The following is a 15765-nucleotide window of genomic DNA, read 5'->3' as shown; positions in this document are numbered from 1 at the left end:
GGCCACGGCCGCGGCGCCGCGCGCCGGCTCGGCCAGCGGGCTGCGCGCACTGCTGCTGACGGGCACGCTGGACAGCGCCGTGCGCATGGGCTTTCTCACCTTCCTGCCGTTCCTGCTGAAGAGCAAGGGCGCCGGCACGGCCGGCATCGGCCTGGCGCTGTCGCTGCTGTTCGTCGGCGGCGCGTTCGGCAAGCTGTTGTGCGGCTACCTGGGCGCGCGCATCGGCATGATGAAAACCGTGTGGATCACCGAGTCGCTCACCGCGCTGCTGATCGTGGCGGCCGTGTGGCTGCCGCAGGCTGGGGTGCTGGCCGTGTTGCCGTTGCTGGGGCTGGCGCTGAACGGCACCTCGTCCGTGCTGTACGGCACGGTGCCGGAGCTGGCGCCCGCCGGCAAGCATGAGCAGGCGTTCGCCCTGTTCTACACCGGCACCATCGGCGGCGGCGCGCTGGCGCCGGTGCTGTTCGGCCGGCTCGGCGACGCGGCCGGCGTGCCCGCCGCGCTGGTCGCGCTGGCGGCCATCCTGCTGTTCACACTACCGTTGGCGTGGCGGGTGAACCGGGCACTCGATCCCGCGTGACGCGCGTCATTTTCCCCGGCACCAAGCCGCGCCGTCCTGGCGCGGAACGGGGATAATAGCAATTCCATATGTTTATTCGATAGCCAAAATATATTGAATATATTGCGACAATCAATTTTGCATATGGATCAAAAGACTTTACACTGGCGTCTCATTGATCCACAACCTCACGAGGAAACCACTATGTCCCTGATCAACACCCAAGTAAAACCTTTCAAGGCCACCGCTTACCACAACGGCAAATTCGTTGACCTGACGGAAGCTTCCCTGAAAGGCAAGTGGTCGGTATTCGTGTTCTACCCAGCCGACTTCACCTTCGTCTGCCCGACCGAACTGGAAGACCTGGCCAACAACTACGCTGAATTCGCCAAGCTGGGCGTGGAAGTGTACGGCATCTCGACCGACACCCACTTCGCCCACAAAGCCTGGCACGACACCTCGGACGCCATCAAGAAGGTCCAGTACCCGCTGGTGGGCGACCCGACCGGCCTGCTGGCCCGTAACTTCGAAGTGATGATCGAGGAAGAAGGCCTGGCCCTGCGCGGCACCTTCGTCATCAATCCAGAAGGCCAGATCAAGGTGCTGGAAGTGCACGACAACGGCATCGGCCGCGACGCCACCGAACTGCTGCGCAAGGTCAAGGCAGCCCAGTACGTCGCTTCGCACCCAGGCGAAGTGTGCCCGGCCAAGTGGACCGAAGGCGCCGCCACCCTGAAGCCTTCGCTGGACCTGGTCGGCAAGATCTAAGTTGAACCTGACCGTTCACACACAGTAGTACCGCGATGCCGGTCCGGGCATCCGGCCCGGCATACGCCCAAAGTTTGAGTAAGGAAGAAAAAATCATGTTAGATGCAGACCTGAAATCCCAGTTGAAAGCCTATTTGGAAAAGGTGGTGCAGCCGATTGAGCTGGTCGCGTCTCTCGATGACAGCGCCGCCGCACGCGAGATGTGGGCGCTGCTGCAGGATATCGTGTCGCTGAGCGACAAGATCACGCTGGTCGAACGGCACGACGACAATGTGCGCAAGCCTTCGTTCAGCATCAACCGCCCCGGCACCGACATCGGCGTGCGTTTCGCCGGCGTGCCGATGGGCCATGAATTCACGTCGCTGGTGCTGGCGCTGCTGCAGGTGGGCGGCCACACCATCCGCCTCGACGACGCCGTGAGCGAGCAGGTGCGCCAGCTCGACGGCGATTACAACTTCGAGACCTTCATCTCGCTGTCGTGCCACAACTGCCCGGAGGTGGTGCAGGCGCTCAACGCGATGGCCGTCATCAACCCGCGCATCAAGGTCACCACCATCGACGGCGGCGTGTTCCCGCAGGAAGTGGAGGCGCGCCAGATCATGGCCGTGCCGATGATGTTCCTGAACGGCGAGCATTTCGGCCAGGGCCGCACCAGCGTGGAGGAGATCCTCGCCAAGCTCGACAAGAACGCCGGCGCCCGCCAGGCGGCCGAGCTGAACAAGAAGGACGTGTTCGATGTGCTGATCGTCGGCGGCGGTCCTGCCGGCGCGGCGGCCGCCATCTACGCGGCCCGCAAGGGCATCAAGACCGGCGTGCTGGCCGACCGCTTCGGCGGCCAGGTGCTCGACACCCTGTCGATCGAGAACTTCGTGTCGATCAAGGAGACGGAAGGACCCAAGTTCGCCGTCGCGCTGGAGCAGCACGTCAAGCACTACGAGGTCGACATCATGAACACCCAGCGCGCCAGCAAGCTGGTGCCGGGCAAGCTGATCGAGGTGCAGACCGAGAGCGGCGCCACCTTGCGCAGCAAGTCCGTGATCGTGGCCACCGGCGCGCGCTGGCGCGAGGTGAACGTGCCGGGCGAGAAGGAATACCGCAACCACGGCGTGGCCTACTGCCCGCACTGCGACGGCCCGCTGTTCAAGGGCAAGCGCGTGGCCGTGGTCGGCGGCGGCAACTCGGGCGTGGAGGCGGCCATCGACCTGGCCGGCATCGTGTCGCATGTGACGCTGCTGGAGTTCGGCGCCGAGCTGCGGGCCGACGCCGTGTTGCAGCGCAAGCTGCGCAGCCTGGCCAACGTGACCGTGGTGGTGTCGGCCCAGACCACCGAGATCCATGGCGACGGCCAGAAGGTCAATGGCCTGAGCTACACCGACCGCGTGTCGGGCGCCGCGCACCGGGTGGAGCTGGAAGGGGTGTTCGTGCAGATCGGCCTGGTGCCGAACACGGAATGGCTGAAGGACACGGTGGCCCTGTCGCGCCACGGCGAGATCGAGGTGGACGCGCGCGGCCAGACCTCGGTGCCCGGCGTGTTCGCGGCCGGCGACGTGACCACGGTGCCGTTCAAGCAGATCGTGATCGCCGTCGGCGAAGGCGCCAAGGCCGCGCTGGCGGCCTTCGACCACCTGATCCGCGCGGACCACGCCGCCTGAGGCGCGGCGCGCGCCGATACGCTGAAGCGGGGCCGCAACGCAGGTTGCGGCCCCGTTTTTTTTATTTCAAGCGCGGAAATGAATAAGGGCCCGACATGGTCGGGCCCTTAAGGGATGTTGGCGGAGCGGACGGGACTCGAACCCGCGACCCCCGGCGTGACAGGCCGGTATTCTAACCAACTGAACTACCGCTCCAAACTGCGGCGTCGGTTTGCGACGTTTGTTGCTCTGTGTGCTGACAACCCATCGGGTCATCGGCGGAATGCTGGCGGAGCGGACGGGACTCGAACCCGCGACCCCCGGCGTGACAGGCCGGTATTCTAACCAACTGAACTACCACTCCTTTTCGTCCGCGTTTTCAGGTGCATGGTGGGTGCTGAGAGGGTCGAACTCCCGACCTACGCCTTGTAAGGGCGCCGCTCTACCAACTGAGCTAAGCACCCATGCTCGCTTGAAAACATGCAGTCATGGTCACAACTGCTGAACGAGGCCGTATTCTACAAGCAGGGCGGCGCGTTCCGCAAGGGATTTCGCAAATAATTGCGCGGCGCGCCGTCACGGCGGGTAGCTGTCGAGGATGTCGCGCGTGCCGCCGGCGAAGATTTGCCTGGCCATGTCGGCGCCCATGTAGCGGCCGTAGATGGCCAGCACCGTGCCGTCGCTGACCATGGCGCGGAACGCGGCCGTGAACGCTTGCTGCAACTCGGGCGCCACGTTGGCGCGCGAGGCGTAGGCGCCGGCGATGCTGCGCGGCGATTCGACCACTTCGTCGTGGCGCAAGTCGTCGCTCACGCCGAGGCGCCGGCTGTGCCACAGGTGGATCACCGGCGGCGCCAGCGTGCCGTCGGCGCGCCCGGCCTGGATCTTGCGGAACACCGTGTCGAAATCGTTCACGTATTCGAGCCGGCCCGCCTGCCGCAGCCGTTCCAGCTGGCGCTGCACGGCCGGCGGGTAGTACAGGCCGCGCGTGATGTTGAGCCGCCCCGTGCCGCGCTCGACGAAGTCGGCCAGGCTGGCGTAGCCGCCGCCGGCCCGCCGGCTCAGCACCAGTTCGAAGCGGGTATAGCTGTAGGGCATCCAGCGCCCGGCCTGGTCGCGCGCCGCGTCGGGCAGGGAACTCATCACCATGTCGATGCGGTTGGCGCCGAATTCGGCGAACAGCCGGCCGCGCGGATACCACTCGAACTGGAAACGGCAGCCGGTGCGCCGGCCCAGTTCCTCGATCAGGTCCACGGCCGTGCCGCGGTAGTGCCCGTCCTCGCGGTACGATGCGTAACCGAGGTCGCTCAGGCCGACCCGCGTGACGGGCGGGCACACATAGGCGGCCGCCGGTGCCGCAGGGGCGGCCAGGGCCAGGACGAGGGTGAACAGCGGTGGGCGGACGGACATGGGGGCGCGAACGTTCAGTTGGGTCCCAGTGTAGCACCGCTGCCGGATGGCCATGTTCCTGTCCGGTGAGAAAGGCGGGCCGCACCGGCGTCGGCTGTTGCGAAAAAGCGATCCGGGAACGGCCGGGCCGGCTCTTGCGGTCGGGGCCGTTTGCGGCGATACTGTATGTATTCACAGTATCCGGCCCCAGGCGGCCGATCGCCACGACCATGACAGCGCGCGCGCGCCGCATTGCCCACCTCGACATGGATGCGTTCTACGCCTCCGTGGAGTTGCTGCACTATCCCGATCTGCGGGGCCAGCCCGTCGTCATCGGCGGCGGCCGCGACAGCGCCCCCGAGCAGCTGCCCGACGGCAGCCGCCGCTACGCGCGCCTGCGCGACTACGTGGGGCGCGGCGTGATCACCACCGCCACCTACGAGGCGCGGGCGCTCGGGGTCGGGTCGGCCATGGGCATGATGAAGGCGGCCAAACTGGCGCCGGACGCCGTGCTGTTGCCCGTCAATTTCGACCGCTACCGCCATTTCTCGCGCCTGTTCAAGGCGGCCGTGGCCGCCATCGCGCCGGCCATCGAGGACCGCGGCATCGACGAGATCTACATCGACCTGACGGACGTGGAGGGCGAGACGGTGGCGCTGGCCGCGCGCATCAAGCAGGCCGTGCGCGACGCCACCGGCCTCAGTTGCTCGATCGGCGTCACGCCCAACAAGCTGCTGTCGAAGATCTGCTCGGACCTGGACAAGCCCGACGGCCTGACCGTGCTCGAGCACGACGAGATCCCGGCCCGCATCTGGCCGCTGGCCGTGCGCAAGATCAACGGCGTGGGCCCCAAGGCGACGGACAAGCTGGCCGCGCTCGGCATCGCCACCATCGGCGATCTGGCCGCCGCCGATCCCGCCCTGCTGCAGCAGCACTTCGGCCACCACTACGCGGGCTGGCTGGCCGACGCCGCGCGCGGGGTGGACGAGCGCGAGGTGGCCACCAGCTCGGAGACCAAATCGATCAGCCGCGAGACCACCTTCGAGCGCGACCTGCACGCGCGCCAGGACCGGGCCGCGCTGTCGGCCATCCTGACGGCCTTGTGCGAACGGCTGGCCGAGGATTTGCGGCGCAAGGGGTATGTGAGCCGCACCATCAGCATCAAGCTGCGCTTCGACGACTTCCAGATCGTCAGCCGCAACGTCACCGTGCCGCAGGCCGTGGACGACGCGGCCGCCATCCTGCACGCGGCGCGCGCCGGCCTGAAGCGGGTGGGGCTGGAGCGGCGCTTGCGGTTGCTGGGCGTGCGGGCCAGCACGCTGGAGCCGCGCGGCGCCGCGCCGGCGGCGGCGCGGCCCGTGCAGGGCGAATTGTTCCAGTAACCCGGAACCGGGGTCAGGTCATGCGATCACACAACTTGCGTGATCGCATGACCTGACCCCGGTTTCGGGCGGTGCTGCTCCATGTAGGCGGTCGGGCTCACGCCGTTGCTCTTCTTGAACGAGCGGCTGAAGTTGGCCATGTCGCTGTAGCCGAGCCGGTAGGCGATCTGCGACACCGGGTGCTTGCCGCTGGCGAGCATCTCGCAGGCCCGCTCGTTGCGGATGGCCAGCGCCAGGTCGCGGAAGCTGACCCCTTCGCGGGCCAGGTAGCGGTCCAGCGTGCGCGAGGAGATGTTGAGGATGCGGGCCAGCTCGTCGAGCGTGGGCTGGCTGTCCTCGGCCTCGCGCAGCATCATGGCCACCCAGTCGCACCATTTGCCGGCCGCCGTCATCTCCTGCAGCAGCTGCTTGCAGCGTTCCTCGGCCTTGGCCAGCGCGCGCAGGTCGGCCATCGGCAGGGGCTGGTCGAAGCCGGCCGCGCTCATCGAAATATGGACGCCCAGCTGGGCCGCGCCGAAATGGAAGCGCGCCGGCGCCAGCTCGCGGTAGCGCTGCACGTGGGCCGGCTCGGGCATGGACATGTGCACGTCGTACGGCCCCAGCTTGTTGCCCGTGATCGTCATCAGCTGCGCGTGGAACGACAGCGCCACCGTCTCCAGGTAAAACTGCAAGGTCGGCTCGTTCATCGCCACCACCGGCTGGAAGCTGACCTCGGCCCGCTCGCCCAGCCGCTGGTAGCGGAACACGAACATGGGCGACATCAGCCGGTAGTAGCGCGCCACCAGGCGCAGCAGGTGGTCGATGGTGGGGCTGCTGATCATGGCGTAGCCCAGCACGTCGTGCGAATTGAGCTTGATCAGGCGGCCCAGTTCGAAGCCCAGGTCGTGGCGGCCCGTCAGGCGCGTCATCTCGCGCACCAGCGTGTCGACCTGGCTGGTGGTGAGCAGGGCCAGCGGGTCGTTCAGGGTCCGCACCTGGGCCGCGCTGAGCGCGTCGCGGCACGGCGTGCCGTGCGATTCAAGGTAATCCATCAGCATCGCGAAATAGCGTGCCGGTACGGATTGTTCCAGCGTGTTCATGTCTCTCTCGTGGTCGTCTTGGCGGCATATGCTTGCCACTCGATTTACATCATAATGAGTTCTGTCGTCGAATGACAGCGGCTTGGCGAAAAATGACAAGCGGCGCAACAGGGGCCGGCTGACAATGCCGATTCATTGCCGGATCTATGCCGATCCGGCCATCCACCCGCGAGTTCTCCGCCATGCATACGCCACCCGCACCCGCACCCGCACCCGCACCCGCACCCGCACCCGCGCCGGAACAGGGCTTGCATTTGATGGCCAAGCCGATCGGGCCGCTGTGCAACCTCGATTGCGATTACTGCTTCTACCTTGAGAAGGAGCAGCTGTATCCGCCGCGCGAAAAATTCCGCATGCGCGACGAGGTGCTGCGCGCCTACGTGCAGCGCTACATCGCGGCCCAGCCCACGCCCGAGGTGGAGTTCACGTGGCAGGGCGGCGAGCCGACCTTGCTGGGACTGGATTTCTTCCGCCGCGCGCTGGAGCTGCAGCGCGAGTATGGTCAGGGCAAGACCATCCGCAACAGTCTGCAGACCAACGGCACGCTGCTTGACGAGGAGTGGTGCGCCTTCCTGGCCCGGCACCAGTTCACGGTGGGCCTGTCGCTCGACGGTCCGGCCGCCCTCCATGACGCGCACCGCCCCGACAAGCAGGGCCGCTCCAGCCACGCACAGGTGATGCGCGCGCTGCGCCTGCTGCAGCGGCATGGCGTGCAGTACAACGTGCTGGTCACCGTCACCAGCGACAGCACGGCGCACGGGCTGGAGATCTACCGCTTCCTCAAGACCGAGGGCGTGCGCTTCATCCAGTTCAATCCGGTGGTCGAGCGCCTGCCGGCCCCGCGCGAGCAAGTGATCGGGCTGCACTTCGCCACCCCGCCCAAGCTGTCCGCGCGCGCGCCTGCATCGCCGGCCGCACGCGCGCCGGCGCCGCCGCCGTCAATGGCGCCCGGCGTCACGCCGCAGACGGTGGGCCGCGCGGCCTATGGCGATTTTTTGATCGCCGTCTTCGACGAGTGGGTGCGCAACGACGTGGGCACGGTGCACGTGATGAACTTCGAATGGGCGCTGGCCGCGTGGCTGCAGCTGCCGGCCACCGTGTGCCTGTTCGCGCCGCGCTGCGGCAAGGCCATGATCGTCGAGCACAGCGGCGATGTGTATTCCTGCGACCATTTCATGTATCCCGATTACCTGCTTGGCAATATTGCGCAGGACGACCCGCTGGCGCTGGCATCCAGCGCCCGGCAGCAGGCGTTCGGCGCGGCCAAGGAGGAGGCGCTGCCCGATTACTGCCGGCGCTGCCCCTACCTGTTCGCCTGCCACGGCGAGTGCCCGAAGAACCGCTTCATGGCCTCGCCCGACGGCCAGCCCGGCATGAATTACCTGTGCCCCAGCTACGAAAAATACTTCCGCCACATCACGCGCGCCATGAACGCGCTGGGCCAGATCGTGGCCAGCGGCATGCCCGCCTCGGCCATCATGGAGGCCTACAAGGGGCCCTTGATCCTGAAAACCACAGCTGTCACAAAATGACTGTCGCTTGACAAGAAATGACAAGCACGGCGCGGACGTTCGTCGCAAAATGCAATCAAGAAATCATCCATAGATTTCACGGTAGCGAAAACAAAAAGCGGCACGACAAGGGAGACACCACCATGCAGCATATCCACCAGCGTCAGCGGCGCCGCGCGCCACCGGCGCGATCCCACCCTTAAGCACGCCCGATTTTTCCAGCATGGCCGGCCGGCAGCTTCCCTGCCGTCCAAGGACCCCGCACGTCCGGCCGGCATGCGTCGTCCGCCGGTTCGCAGCAAACAGCAGTCGCAGTACCCAGCGTCACACATAACGATAACCAAGGAGATGGTGCAGCATGAAACACACACAGCAGAAACAGGCCCTGGTCCTGCGCGCGACGGCACTCGCGGCGGCCCTGTGCGCGATGGGCGCGGCGGGTGCGGTGGAACTGGAGACCAGTAATCCCGACCTGGCGATCCGCTTCGACAACACGGTCAAGTACAACTACGCCAATCGTCTCAGCAAGCAGAACCCCAACATCCTCAAGTCCGTCAACTCCGACGATGGCGACCGCAATTTCGACCAGGGCACGGTGTCGAACCGCGTCGACCTGCTGAGCGAATTCGACTTCGTGTACAAGAAGCGCATGGGCTTCCGCGTCAGCGCGGCGGGCTGGGCCGATGGCGCCTATTCGCACCTGGACAACGGCAGCGTGGCCACCTCCAACCATGTGGGCGCCGATGGCAAGCCGGCGCTGGGCCTGTCGGACTACGCCCGGCGCTACCACAAGGGCACCTCGGGCGAAGTGCTGGACGCGTTCGTGTTCGCCGGCTTCGACGTGGGCGACATGCCGGTCAACGTCAAGCTGGGCCAGCACACGCTGTACTGGGGCGAGAGCCTGCTGTCGGTGATCCACGGCGTCAACTACGGCCAGTCGGCCGTGGACCTGATCAAGGGCTTCTCGGTGCCCAACACCGACGCCAAGGAACTGTTCCTGCCGCGCCAGGCCATCTCCGCCCAGTTCTCGCCGACCACCGAACTGTCGTTCGCGGCCCAGTACTTCTTCAACTGGAAGCCGGCCCGCCTGCCCGAGGCCGGTTCCTTCCTCGGCTTCTACGACTACGCGTTCCAGGGCGGCGAGACGTTCAACCTGTCCGCGCTGGGCCTGCCGAGCGCCGTGCGCGAGAAGGACCGCGAGCCCGAGCACAAGGGCGACTTCGGCCTGGCCGCGCGCTGGAGCCCGGAATGGCTGGACGGCACGCTGGGCTTCTATGGCCGCCGCACGGCCGACCTGCTGCCGCAGGCCAACCTGCGCCTGGCCGGCCTGCCGTCGGCCCTGTTCGGCAAGAACAGCCCGCTGGTGGCGGCCAACGCCCAGAAGGCGGCCGCCGCCGTGATCGCGGCCGGCGGCACGCCCGCCGCGGCCCAGGCGGCGGCCCAGCAGGCCGGCGCCGCCACCGCGCTGGCCGTCGGCAACGCCACCTGCACGGCCGCCATCCCCGGCGCGCTGGCTGTCGGCGGCAACTGCCTGTTCTACCCGGCCACGCTGGGCGCCACCAGCCGTTACCAGCTCGAATACGCGGGCGGCATCGACGTGTTCGGCCTGAGCCTGTCCAAGAGCGTGGCCGGGGTGGCCGTCGGCGCCGACCTCAGCTACCGGCGCGACATGCCGCTGATGAGCAGCCCGGCGCTGCTGATGCCGGTCGGCACCAACCCGGCCCTGGTGGCCAGCCTGAACGCGCTCACCGGCAGCGCGCTGGTGGTGACGGGCGCGGCCCAGCCGGGCCAGAACCAGGTCAGCGGCGCGCGCGGCGACACCTGGCACGGCGTGCTCAACGCGCTCGGCACGACCGCCGCCACGCCGCTGTTCGACGCCTCCAGCTGGATCGCGGAGCTGACGTGGAACCGGGTCGCCAAAGTGACCTCGGGCGAGCAGTTCTTCAAGGGCCGCGACAGCTATGTGGGCGCCGACAAGGTCAGCAAGGACTACTTCGGTCTGGCGCTGAACTTCACGCCCACCTGGTTCCAGGTGTGGCCGGGCCTGGACCTGACCATGCCGCTCAACTACGCGGTCGGCCTGTCGGGCAATTCGGCCGTGCAGTCGGGCGGCAACCAGCACGCCGGCAACTACAGCTTCGGCCTGGGCTTCGACCTGTACCAGAAATACCGCTTCGACGTGAAGTACGTGGACTTCTTCGGCCCGTTCGCGACCGACGCCAACGGCGCCATCACCTCGAACGCCGGCGTGACGCCACTGCTCAAGGACCGCGGCTTCGTGGCCCTCACCTTCAAAACCACCTTCTGACCTGGATGATGACGATGTCTACGCAAAAACTGTTCAAACTGACCCTGATGGCGGCCGCGCTGGCGGCCACGACCCTGGCCCAGGCCAACGTGTCGCCGGACGAGGCCCGGCAGCTGGGCGCCACGCTGACGGCCACCGGCGCCGAGAAGGCCGCCAGCAAGGATGGCGCCGTGCCCGAATACACGGGCGGCCTGACCAACGGCCCGGCCGTGGCCAAGGGCACCGGCATGCGCCCCGACCCCTACGGCGCCGACAAGCCGCGCCTGGTGATCACGGCCAAGAACGTGGCCGGCCAGGAGGACAAGCTGACGGCCGGCACGCGCGAGCTGCTCAAGCGCTTCCCCACGTTCCGCATCGACGTCTACCCGACCCACCGCAGCGTGAACTTCCCCAAGTTCGTGCTCGACAACACGGCCAAAAACGCGGTCAACGCCAAGACCACGGAAGGCGGCGTGGGGGTGGAGGGGGCGCTGGCCGGGGTGCCGTTCCCCATCCCCAAGACGGGCTTTGAAGTGATGTGGAACCACCTGCTGCGCTACCAGGGCCGGGCCAACACCACCAAGTACGATTCGTGGAACGTGGACGCCTCGGGCGTGCCGACGCTGGCCACCACCGGCGAGATCTACCAGGAGTTCCCGCTGTCGGACCCCAAGCGCAGCGAGCCGGCCAAACAGAATGAAGTGTTCTTCCGCACCAAGCTGGCCTATCTGGCCCCGGCCCGCCGCGCCGGCGAAGGCTTGCTGGCGCTGGACGCCGTCAACCCGGTGATGCAGCCGAGGAAGGTGTGGCAGTACCTGCCCGGCCAGCGCCGCGTCAAGCTGGCGCCGGACGTGGCCTACGACACGCCCAACCCCGGTTCGGCCGGCGCCTCGACCTACGACGACGCCTGGGTCTTCAACGGCGCGCTGGACCGCTTCGACTTCAAGCTGATCGGCAAGAAGGAGATGATCGTGCCGTACAACGGCTACAAGATCACCTACGCCAAGGTGGCGGCCGACATCACCAAGCCCAACCACGTCAATCCCGACATGGTGCGCTGGGAGACCCACCGCGTGTGGGTGGTGGAGGCGACCCTGAAGCCGGGCAAGCGCCACATCTACAGCAAGCGCACGTTCTACATCGACGAGGATAGCTGGACCGCGCTGGCCTCGGATGAATACGATGCGCGCGGCCAGTTGTACCGCGCCTCGTACGACTTCCTCACCTTCAGCTGGGATGCCCAGGCGCCGCAGTCGGCCTGCCACATGATCTACGACTTCGTCAGCGGCACCTACAACATCAGCGGTCTGGTGGGCATGCATGGCGGCATCAAGTACATCGAGCCGCTGAAGGCGACGGAATGGACGGCCGAATCGCTGGCCGGGTCCGGCGTGCGCTAAGTCGTCTTTTGTAGCAAGAGTCAGGCAACACGCACCGTGTTTCTCTTTGCCGCCGGTTGATACGCAGATCTCCACCGGCCGGCGGCTTTTTTCGGTTGCCCTGCCTGTTTGCAGCTTCACCGAATTTTTTTGTCTAGCATATGAACTCACTGACCTGGATCAAGCGCGCCGCGCTGGCCTGCGCGGCCACCGCCGCCTGTGCCGCCCTGCCCGCGCAAGCGGCCACCCAACCGTTCTCCGATCCGCTCGCCACGGCGGCCGTGCGCAGCCCGCTGGCCGCGCGCGCGCTGATCAACGGCCTGGCGCAGGCCGGCACACGGCTGGTGGCCGTGGGCCAGCGCGGCCACATCGTCTACTCCGATGACGGCGGCGCGCACTGGACCCAGGCCGCCGTGCCGCTGGCCTCGGACCTGGTGGCCGTGCACTTCCCCACGCCCGAACTGGGCTGGGCCGTGGGCCATGACGGCGTGGTGCTGCACAGCGTGGACGGCGGCGCCAGCTGGAGCAAGCAGCTCGACGGCCGCGCCGCCGCCGCCATCGCCGACGAACAAGTGAGCAAGAACCCCAACGCCACCGACGCCCAGCGCGCCGACGCCAAACGCCTGGTGGAACAGGGCCCGGACAAACCCTTCCTCGACGTCTGGTTCGAGGACCGCGACAACGGCTTCGTGGTGGGCGCCTTCAACCTGATCTTCCACACCGCCGACGGCGGCCGCACGTGGCAAAGCTGGGCCGACCGCACCGACAACCCGAGCGCCTTCCACCTGAACGCGATCCGCGCCGTGGGCGGCGACCTTTACATCGTCGGCGAGCAGGGCCTCGTGCTGCGCCTGAACCGCGAGCGCGGCCGCTTCGACGCGCTGTCCACGCCGTACAAGGGCACCTATTTCGGGCTGGCCGGCAAGGAGGGCGCGCTGCTGGTGTACGGCCTGCGCGGCAACGCCTACCGCAGCACGGACCGCGGCGCCAGCTGGAGCAAGGTCGAGACCGGCCTGCAGGTGGGGCTGACGGCATCGGCCATGGCGCCGGACGGCCGGCTGCTGCTGGTCAGCCAGGCCGGCCAGGTGCTGGTGAGCGCCGACGCCGGCGCCACCTTCGCGCGCCTGCCCGGCGCGTCGGGCGGCCCGGTGTCGGCCGCGCTGGCGGCCGGCGGCCAGCTGGTGCTGGGCGGCGTGCGCGGCGTGCGCCAGCAGCCTCTGGCGGCGCGCTGATCGGGCGCTGATCGGGCGCTGAGCACGCGCCACGCACGGGGCGGGCACACACGGAAACACACGCGCACACACGGATACACAACGCACATCGACCACAAGAGCCGCAGCGCACCGCGCCAACGGCCATCAGCACCTTTGGAGAGAGACAGGAATGGATATGGGGATCAATCAACTAGACAGCATGCCCGTGGTGCGCACGCTGGAGCAGTTCGACCAGCGCTCGGGCAACCGGCTGGAACGGCTGGTGTTCAACCACCGCGTGTGGTTCATCGTGCTGTGCGCGCTGGTCACGCTGGCGCTGGCCTGGAGCGGCGCCACGCGCCTGAAGCTCAACGCCAGCTTCGAGAAGATGATGCCGCAGTCGCAGCCCTACATCCAGAACTACCTGGCCAACAAGGGCGCCCTGCGCGGCCTGGGCAACGCGGTGCGGGTGGTGGTGGAGAACCCGACCGGCGACATCTTCGACCCGCAATACCTGGAGGCGCTCAAGCGCGTCAACGATGAACTGTTCCTCACGCCGGGCGTGGACCGCGCGTGGATGAAGTCGATGTGGACCCCCACCGTGCGCTGGAACGAGGTGACGGAGGAGGGCTTCCAGGGCGGCCCCGTGATGCCCGACAGTTACGACGGCAGCGCGCGCAGCGTGGAACAGCTGAAGATCAACATCGCCCGCTCCGGCATCGTCGGCAGCCTGGTGGCGAACGACTTCAAGTCCACCATGATCTTCGTGCCGTTGCTGGACAAGGATCCGGCCACCGGCAAACTGATTGACTACTCAACCTTCTCGGCCGCGCTCGACAGGCAGATGCAGGCCGCCGAGCATGGCCCGTTCAAGGTCAGGCTGCACACGGTCGGTTTCGCCAAGTTGATCGGCGAACTGCTGGCCGGCATGCTCAAGGTGGTGATGTACTTCGGCGCCGCCGCCGCCATCGCCACCCTCGTCATCTACGGCTACACGCGCTGCGTGCGCTCCACGGCGCTGGTGGTGGCCTGCTCTATCGTGGCCGTGGTGTGGCAACTGGGGCTGGTGGCCGCGCTCGGGTTTGAACTCGATCCGTTCTCGATCCTGGTGCCGTTCCTGGTGTTCGCCATCGGCGTCTCGCACGGCGCCCAGAAGATGAACGGCATCATGCAGGACGTGGGGCGCGGCACGCACCTGCTGGTGGCGGCCCGCTACACCTTCCGCCGCCTGTTCCTGGCCGGCCTGACGGCGCTGCTGGCCGACGCTGTCGGCTTCGCCGTGCTGATGGTGATCGACATCCCCGTCATCAAGGACCTGGCCATGACGGCTTCGCTGGGCGTGGCCGTGCTGATCTTCACCAACCTGCTGCTGCTGCCGGTGCTGCTGTCCTACGTGGGCGTGTCCAAGTCGGCCGCGCGCCGCTGCCTGCGCGAGGAGGCCCACGTCACCGAGCGCGGCGTGTGGCATCAGCTGGAGCGCTTCACCGAGCGCAACTGGGCCATCGGCGCCATCGCCGTGGCGCTGGTGCTGGCCGTGGGCGGCTTCATCGTCAGCACCCACCTGAAGATCGGCGACCTCGATCCGGGCGCGCCCGAGCTGCGCGCCGAGTCGCGCTACAACCGCGACAACGCCTACATCACCAAGCACTACTCGCTGTCGTCCGACCAGTTCGCGGTGATGGTCAAGACGCCCAAGGAAGGCTGTCTCAAATACGAAACCCTGGTCGAGGCGGACCGCCTGGCGTGGACGCTGCAGCAGATCCCCGGCGTGCAGACCACCGTGTCGCTGGTGGACGCGGTGCGCCAGGTGACGGCCGGCAGCTCCGAGGGCAGCCCGAAATGGCTGACCATCTCGCGCAACCAGGATGTGCTCAACTACGGCGCCCAGCAGGCGTCCGTCAACAACCCCGACCTGTTCAACGGCGACTGCTCGCTGATGCCGGTGATCGCCTACCTGGCCGACCACAAGGCCGAGACGCTGGAGCGGGTGACGGCCGCCGCCGATGCCTTCGCCCAGGCCCACAGCGGCGCCGAGCGCCAGTTCCTGCTGGCCGCCGGCAGCGCCGGCATCGAGGCGGCCACCAACATCGTGGTGCGCGAGGCCAACCACAAGATGCTGCTGTACGTGTACGCGGCCGTGATCGTGCTGTGCTTCCTCACCTTCCGCAGCTGGCGCGCGGTGCTGGTGGCCGTGCTGCCGCTGGTGCTGACCTCCATCCTGTGCGAGGCGCTGATGGTGATGCTGGGCATGGGCGTGAAGGTGGCCACGTTGCCCGTGATCGCGCTCGGCGTCGGCATCGGCGTCGACTACGCGCTGTACCTGCTGTCGGTGCAGCTGGCGCAGCAGCGCCAGGGCGACACGCTGCACGAGGCCTATCGCCACGCGCTGCAGTTCACCGGCAGGGTGGTGGCGCTGGTGGGCGTGACGCTGGCCGCCGGTGTGGTGTGCTGGGCCTGGTCGCCAATCAAGTTCCAGGCCGACATGGGCATCCTGCTGACCTTCATGTTCGCGCTGAACATGGTGGGCGCGCTGGTGCTGGTGCCGGCCCTGTCGCACTTCCTGCTGAAGAAAGTGTAAGCGACGCCC

11 protein-coding genes and 3 tRNA genes are annotated in these 15765 nt (G+C 67.4%); 9 read left to right on the top strand and 5 right to left on the bottom strand.

The genetic code is table 11. The features are described 5' to 3' along the window. The 3 genes from AC1RQG_RS20560 to ahpF all read left to right on the top strand — a co-directional run. Positions 1 to 580 (top strand): MFS transporter (locus tag AC1RQG_RS20560; protein ID WP_493134083.1); only part of this gene is annotated, 580 nt, incomplete at its 5' end. A gap of 183 nt (positions 581 to 763) precedes the next feature. Beyond that, positions 764 to 1327, top strand: coding sequence for an alkyl hydroperoxide reductase subunit C (gene ahpC, locus AC1RQG_RS20555; protein WP_182151793.1), 564 nt, complete (start codon positions 764 to 766; stop codon positions 1325 to 1327). Positions 1328 to 1422: 95 nt separating this feature from the next. Beyond that, positions 1423 to 2979, top strand: a complete 1557-nt coding sequence (ahpF, locus tag AC1RQG_RS20550; protein WP_493134081.1) for an alkyl hydroperoxide reductase subunit F — start codon at positions 1423 to 1425, stop codon at positions 2977 to 2979. Positions 2980 to 3097: 118 nt separating this feature from the next. On the opposite strand, the gene AC1RQG_RS20545 is transcribed toward ahpF, so the two are convergent. The 4 genes from AC1RQG_RS20545 to AC1RQG_RS20530 form a co-directional block, all read right to left on the bottom strand. Beyond that, a tRNA-Asp gene (locus AC1RQG_RS20545) sits at positions 3098 to 3174 on the bottom strand. A gap of 71 nt (positions 3175 to 3245) precedes the next feature. Then, a tRNA-Asp gene (locus tag AC1RQG_RS20540) sits at positions 3246 to 3322 on the bottom strand. Between the two features lie 24 nt (positions 3323 to 3346). Beyond that, positions 3347 to 3422 (bottom strand) — tRNA-Val (locus tag AC1RQG_RS20535). A gap of 112 nt (positions 3423 to 3534) precedes the next feature. After that, on the bottom strand, positions 3535 to 4368 hold the full coding sequence (locus AC1RQG_RS20530) for a substrate-binding periplasmic protein (protein ID WP_493134079.1): 834 nt from the start codon (positions 4366 to 4368) through the stop codon (positions 3535 to 3537). 209 nt (positions 4369 to 4577) lie between these two features. On the opposite strand from AC1RQG_RS20530, the gene dinB reads away from it, so the two are divergent. Beyond that, positions 4578 to 5729, top strand: coding sequence for a DNA polymerase IV (gene dinB / locus AC1RQG_RS20525; RefSeq protein WP_493134077.1), 1152 nt, complete (start codon positions 4578 to 4580; stop codon positions 5727 to 5729). A gap of 26 nt (positions 5730 to 5755) precedes the next feature. Here the strand turns inward: dinB and AC1RQG_RS20520 are convergent, their stop codons facing one another. Further along, the gene (locus AC1RQG_RS20520) at positions 5756 to 6808 is read right to left on the bottom strand and encodes an AraC family transcriptional regulator (protein ID WP_493134075.1); all 1053 of its coding nucleotides are present in this window, start codon (positions 6806 to 6808) and stop codon (positions 5756 to 5758) included. Positions 6809 to 6990: 182 nt separating this feature from the next. Here AC1RQG_RS20520 and AC1RQG_RS20515 point away from each other — a divergent pair, with 182 nt between their 5' ends. The 5 genes from AC1RQG_RS20515 to AC1RQG_RS20495 all read left to right on the top strand — a co-directional run bounded on the left by AC1RQG_RS20515 (position 6991) and on the right by AC1RQG_RS20495 (position 15756). Continuing rightward, positions 6991 to 8340: an anaerobic sulfatase maturase gene (locus tag AC1RQG_RS20515; RefSeq protein WP_493134073.1), complete on the top strand. Its 1350-nt coding sequence runs from the start codon at positions 6991 to 6993 to the stop codon at positions 8338 to 8340. A 337-nt stretch (positions 8341 to 8677) separates the two neighbouring features. Beyond that, complete coding sequence (locus tag AC1RQG_RS20510) at positions 8678 to 10627, top strand: DUF1302 domain-containing protein (RefSeq protein ID WP_493134071.1); 1950 nt, start codon at positions 8678 to 8680, stop codon at positions 10625 to 10627. 14 nt (positions 10628 to 10641) lie between these two features. Beyond that, on the top strand, positions 10642 to 12006 hold the full coding sequence (locus AC1RQG_RS20505; protein ID WP_493134069.1) for a DUF1329 domain-containing protein: 1365 nt from the start codon (positions 10642 to 10644) through the stop codon (positions 12004 to 12006). Positions 12007 to 12146: 140 nt separating this feature from the next. Beyond that, positions 12147 to 13217, top strand: coding sequence for a WD40/YVTN/BNR-like repeat-containing protein (locus tag AC1RQG_RS20500; RefSeq protein WP_493134067.1), 1071 nt, complete (start codon positions 12147 to 12149; stop codon positions 13215 to 13217). 157 nt (positions 13218 to 13374) lie between these two features. Next, positions 13375 to 15756 (top strand): efflux RND transporter permease subunit, encoded by a 2382-nt coding sequence (locus tag AC1RQG_RS20495; protein WP_493134065.1) that lies wholly within the window; start codon positions 13375 to 13377, stop codon positions 15754 to 15756. Positions 15757 to 15765: the final 9 nt, after the last annotated feature.

The organism is Rugamonas sp. GW822-FHT03B10, assembly GCF_058801745.1.
This window is presented reverse-complemented; position numbering and strand designations above follow the sequence as displayed.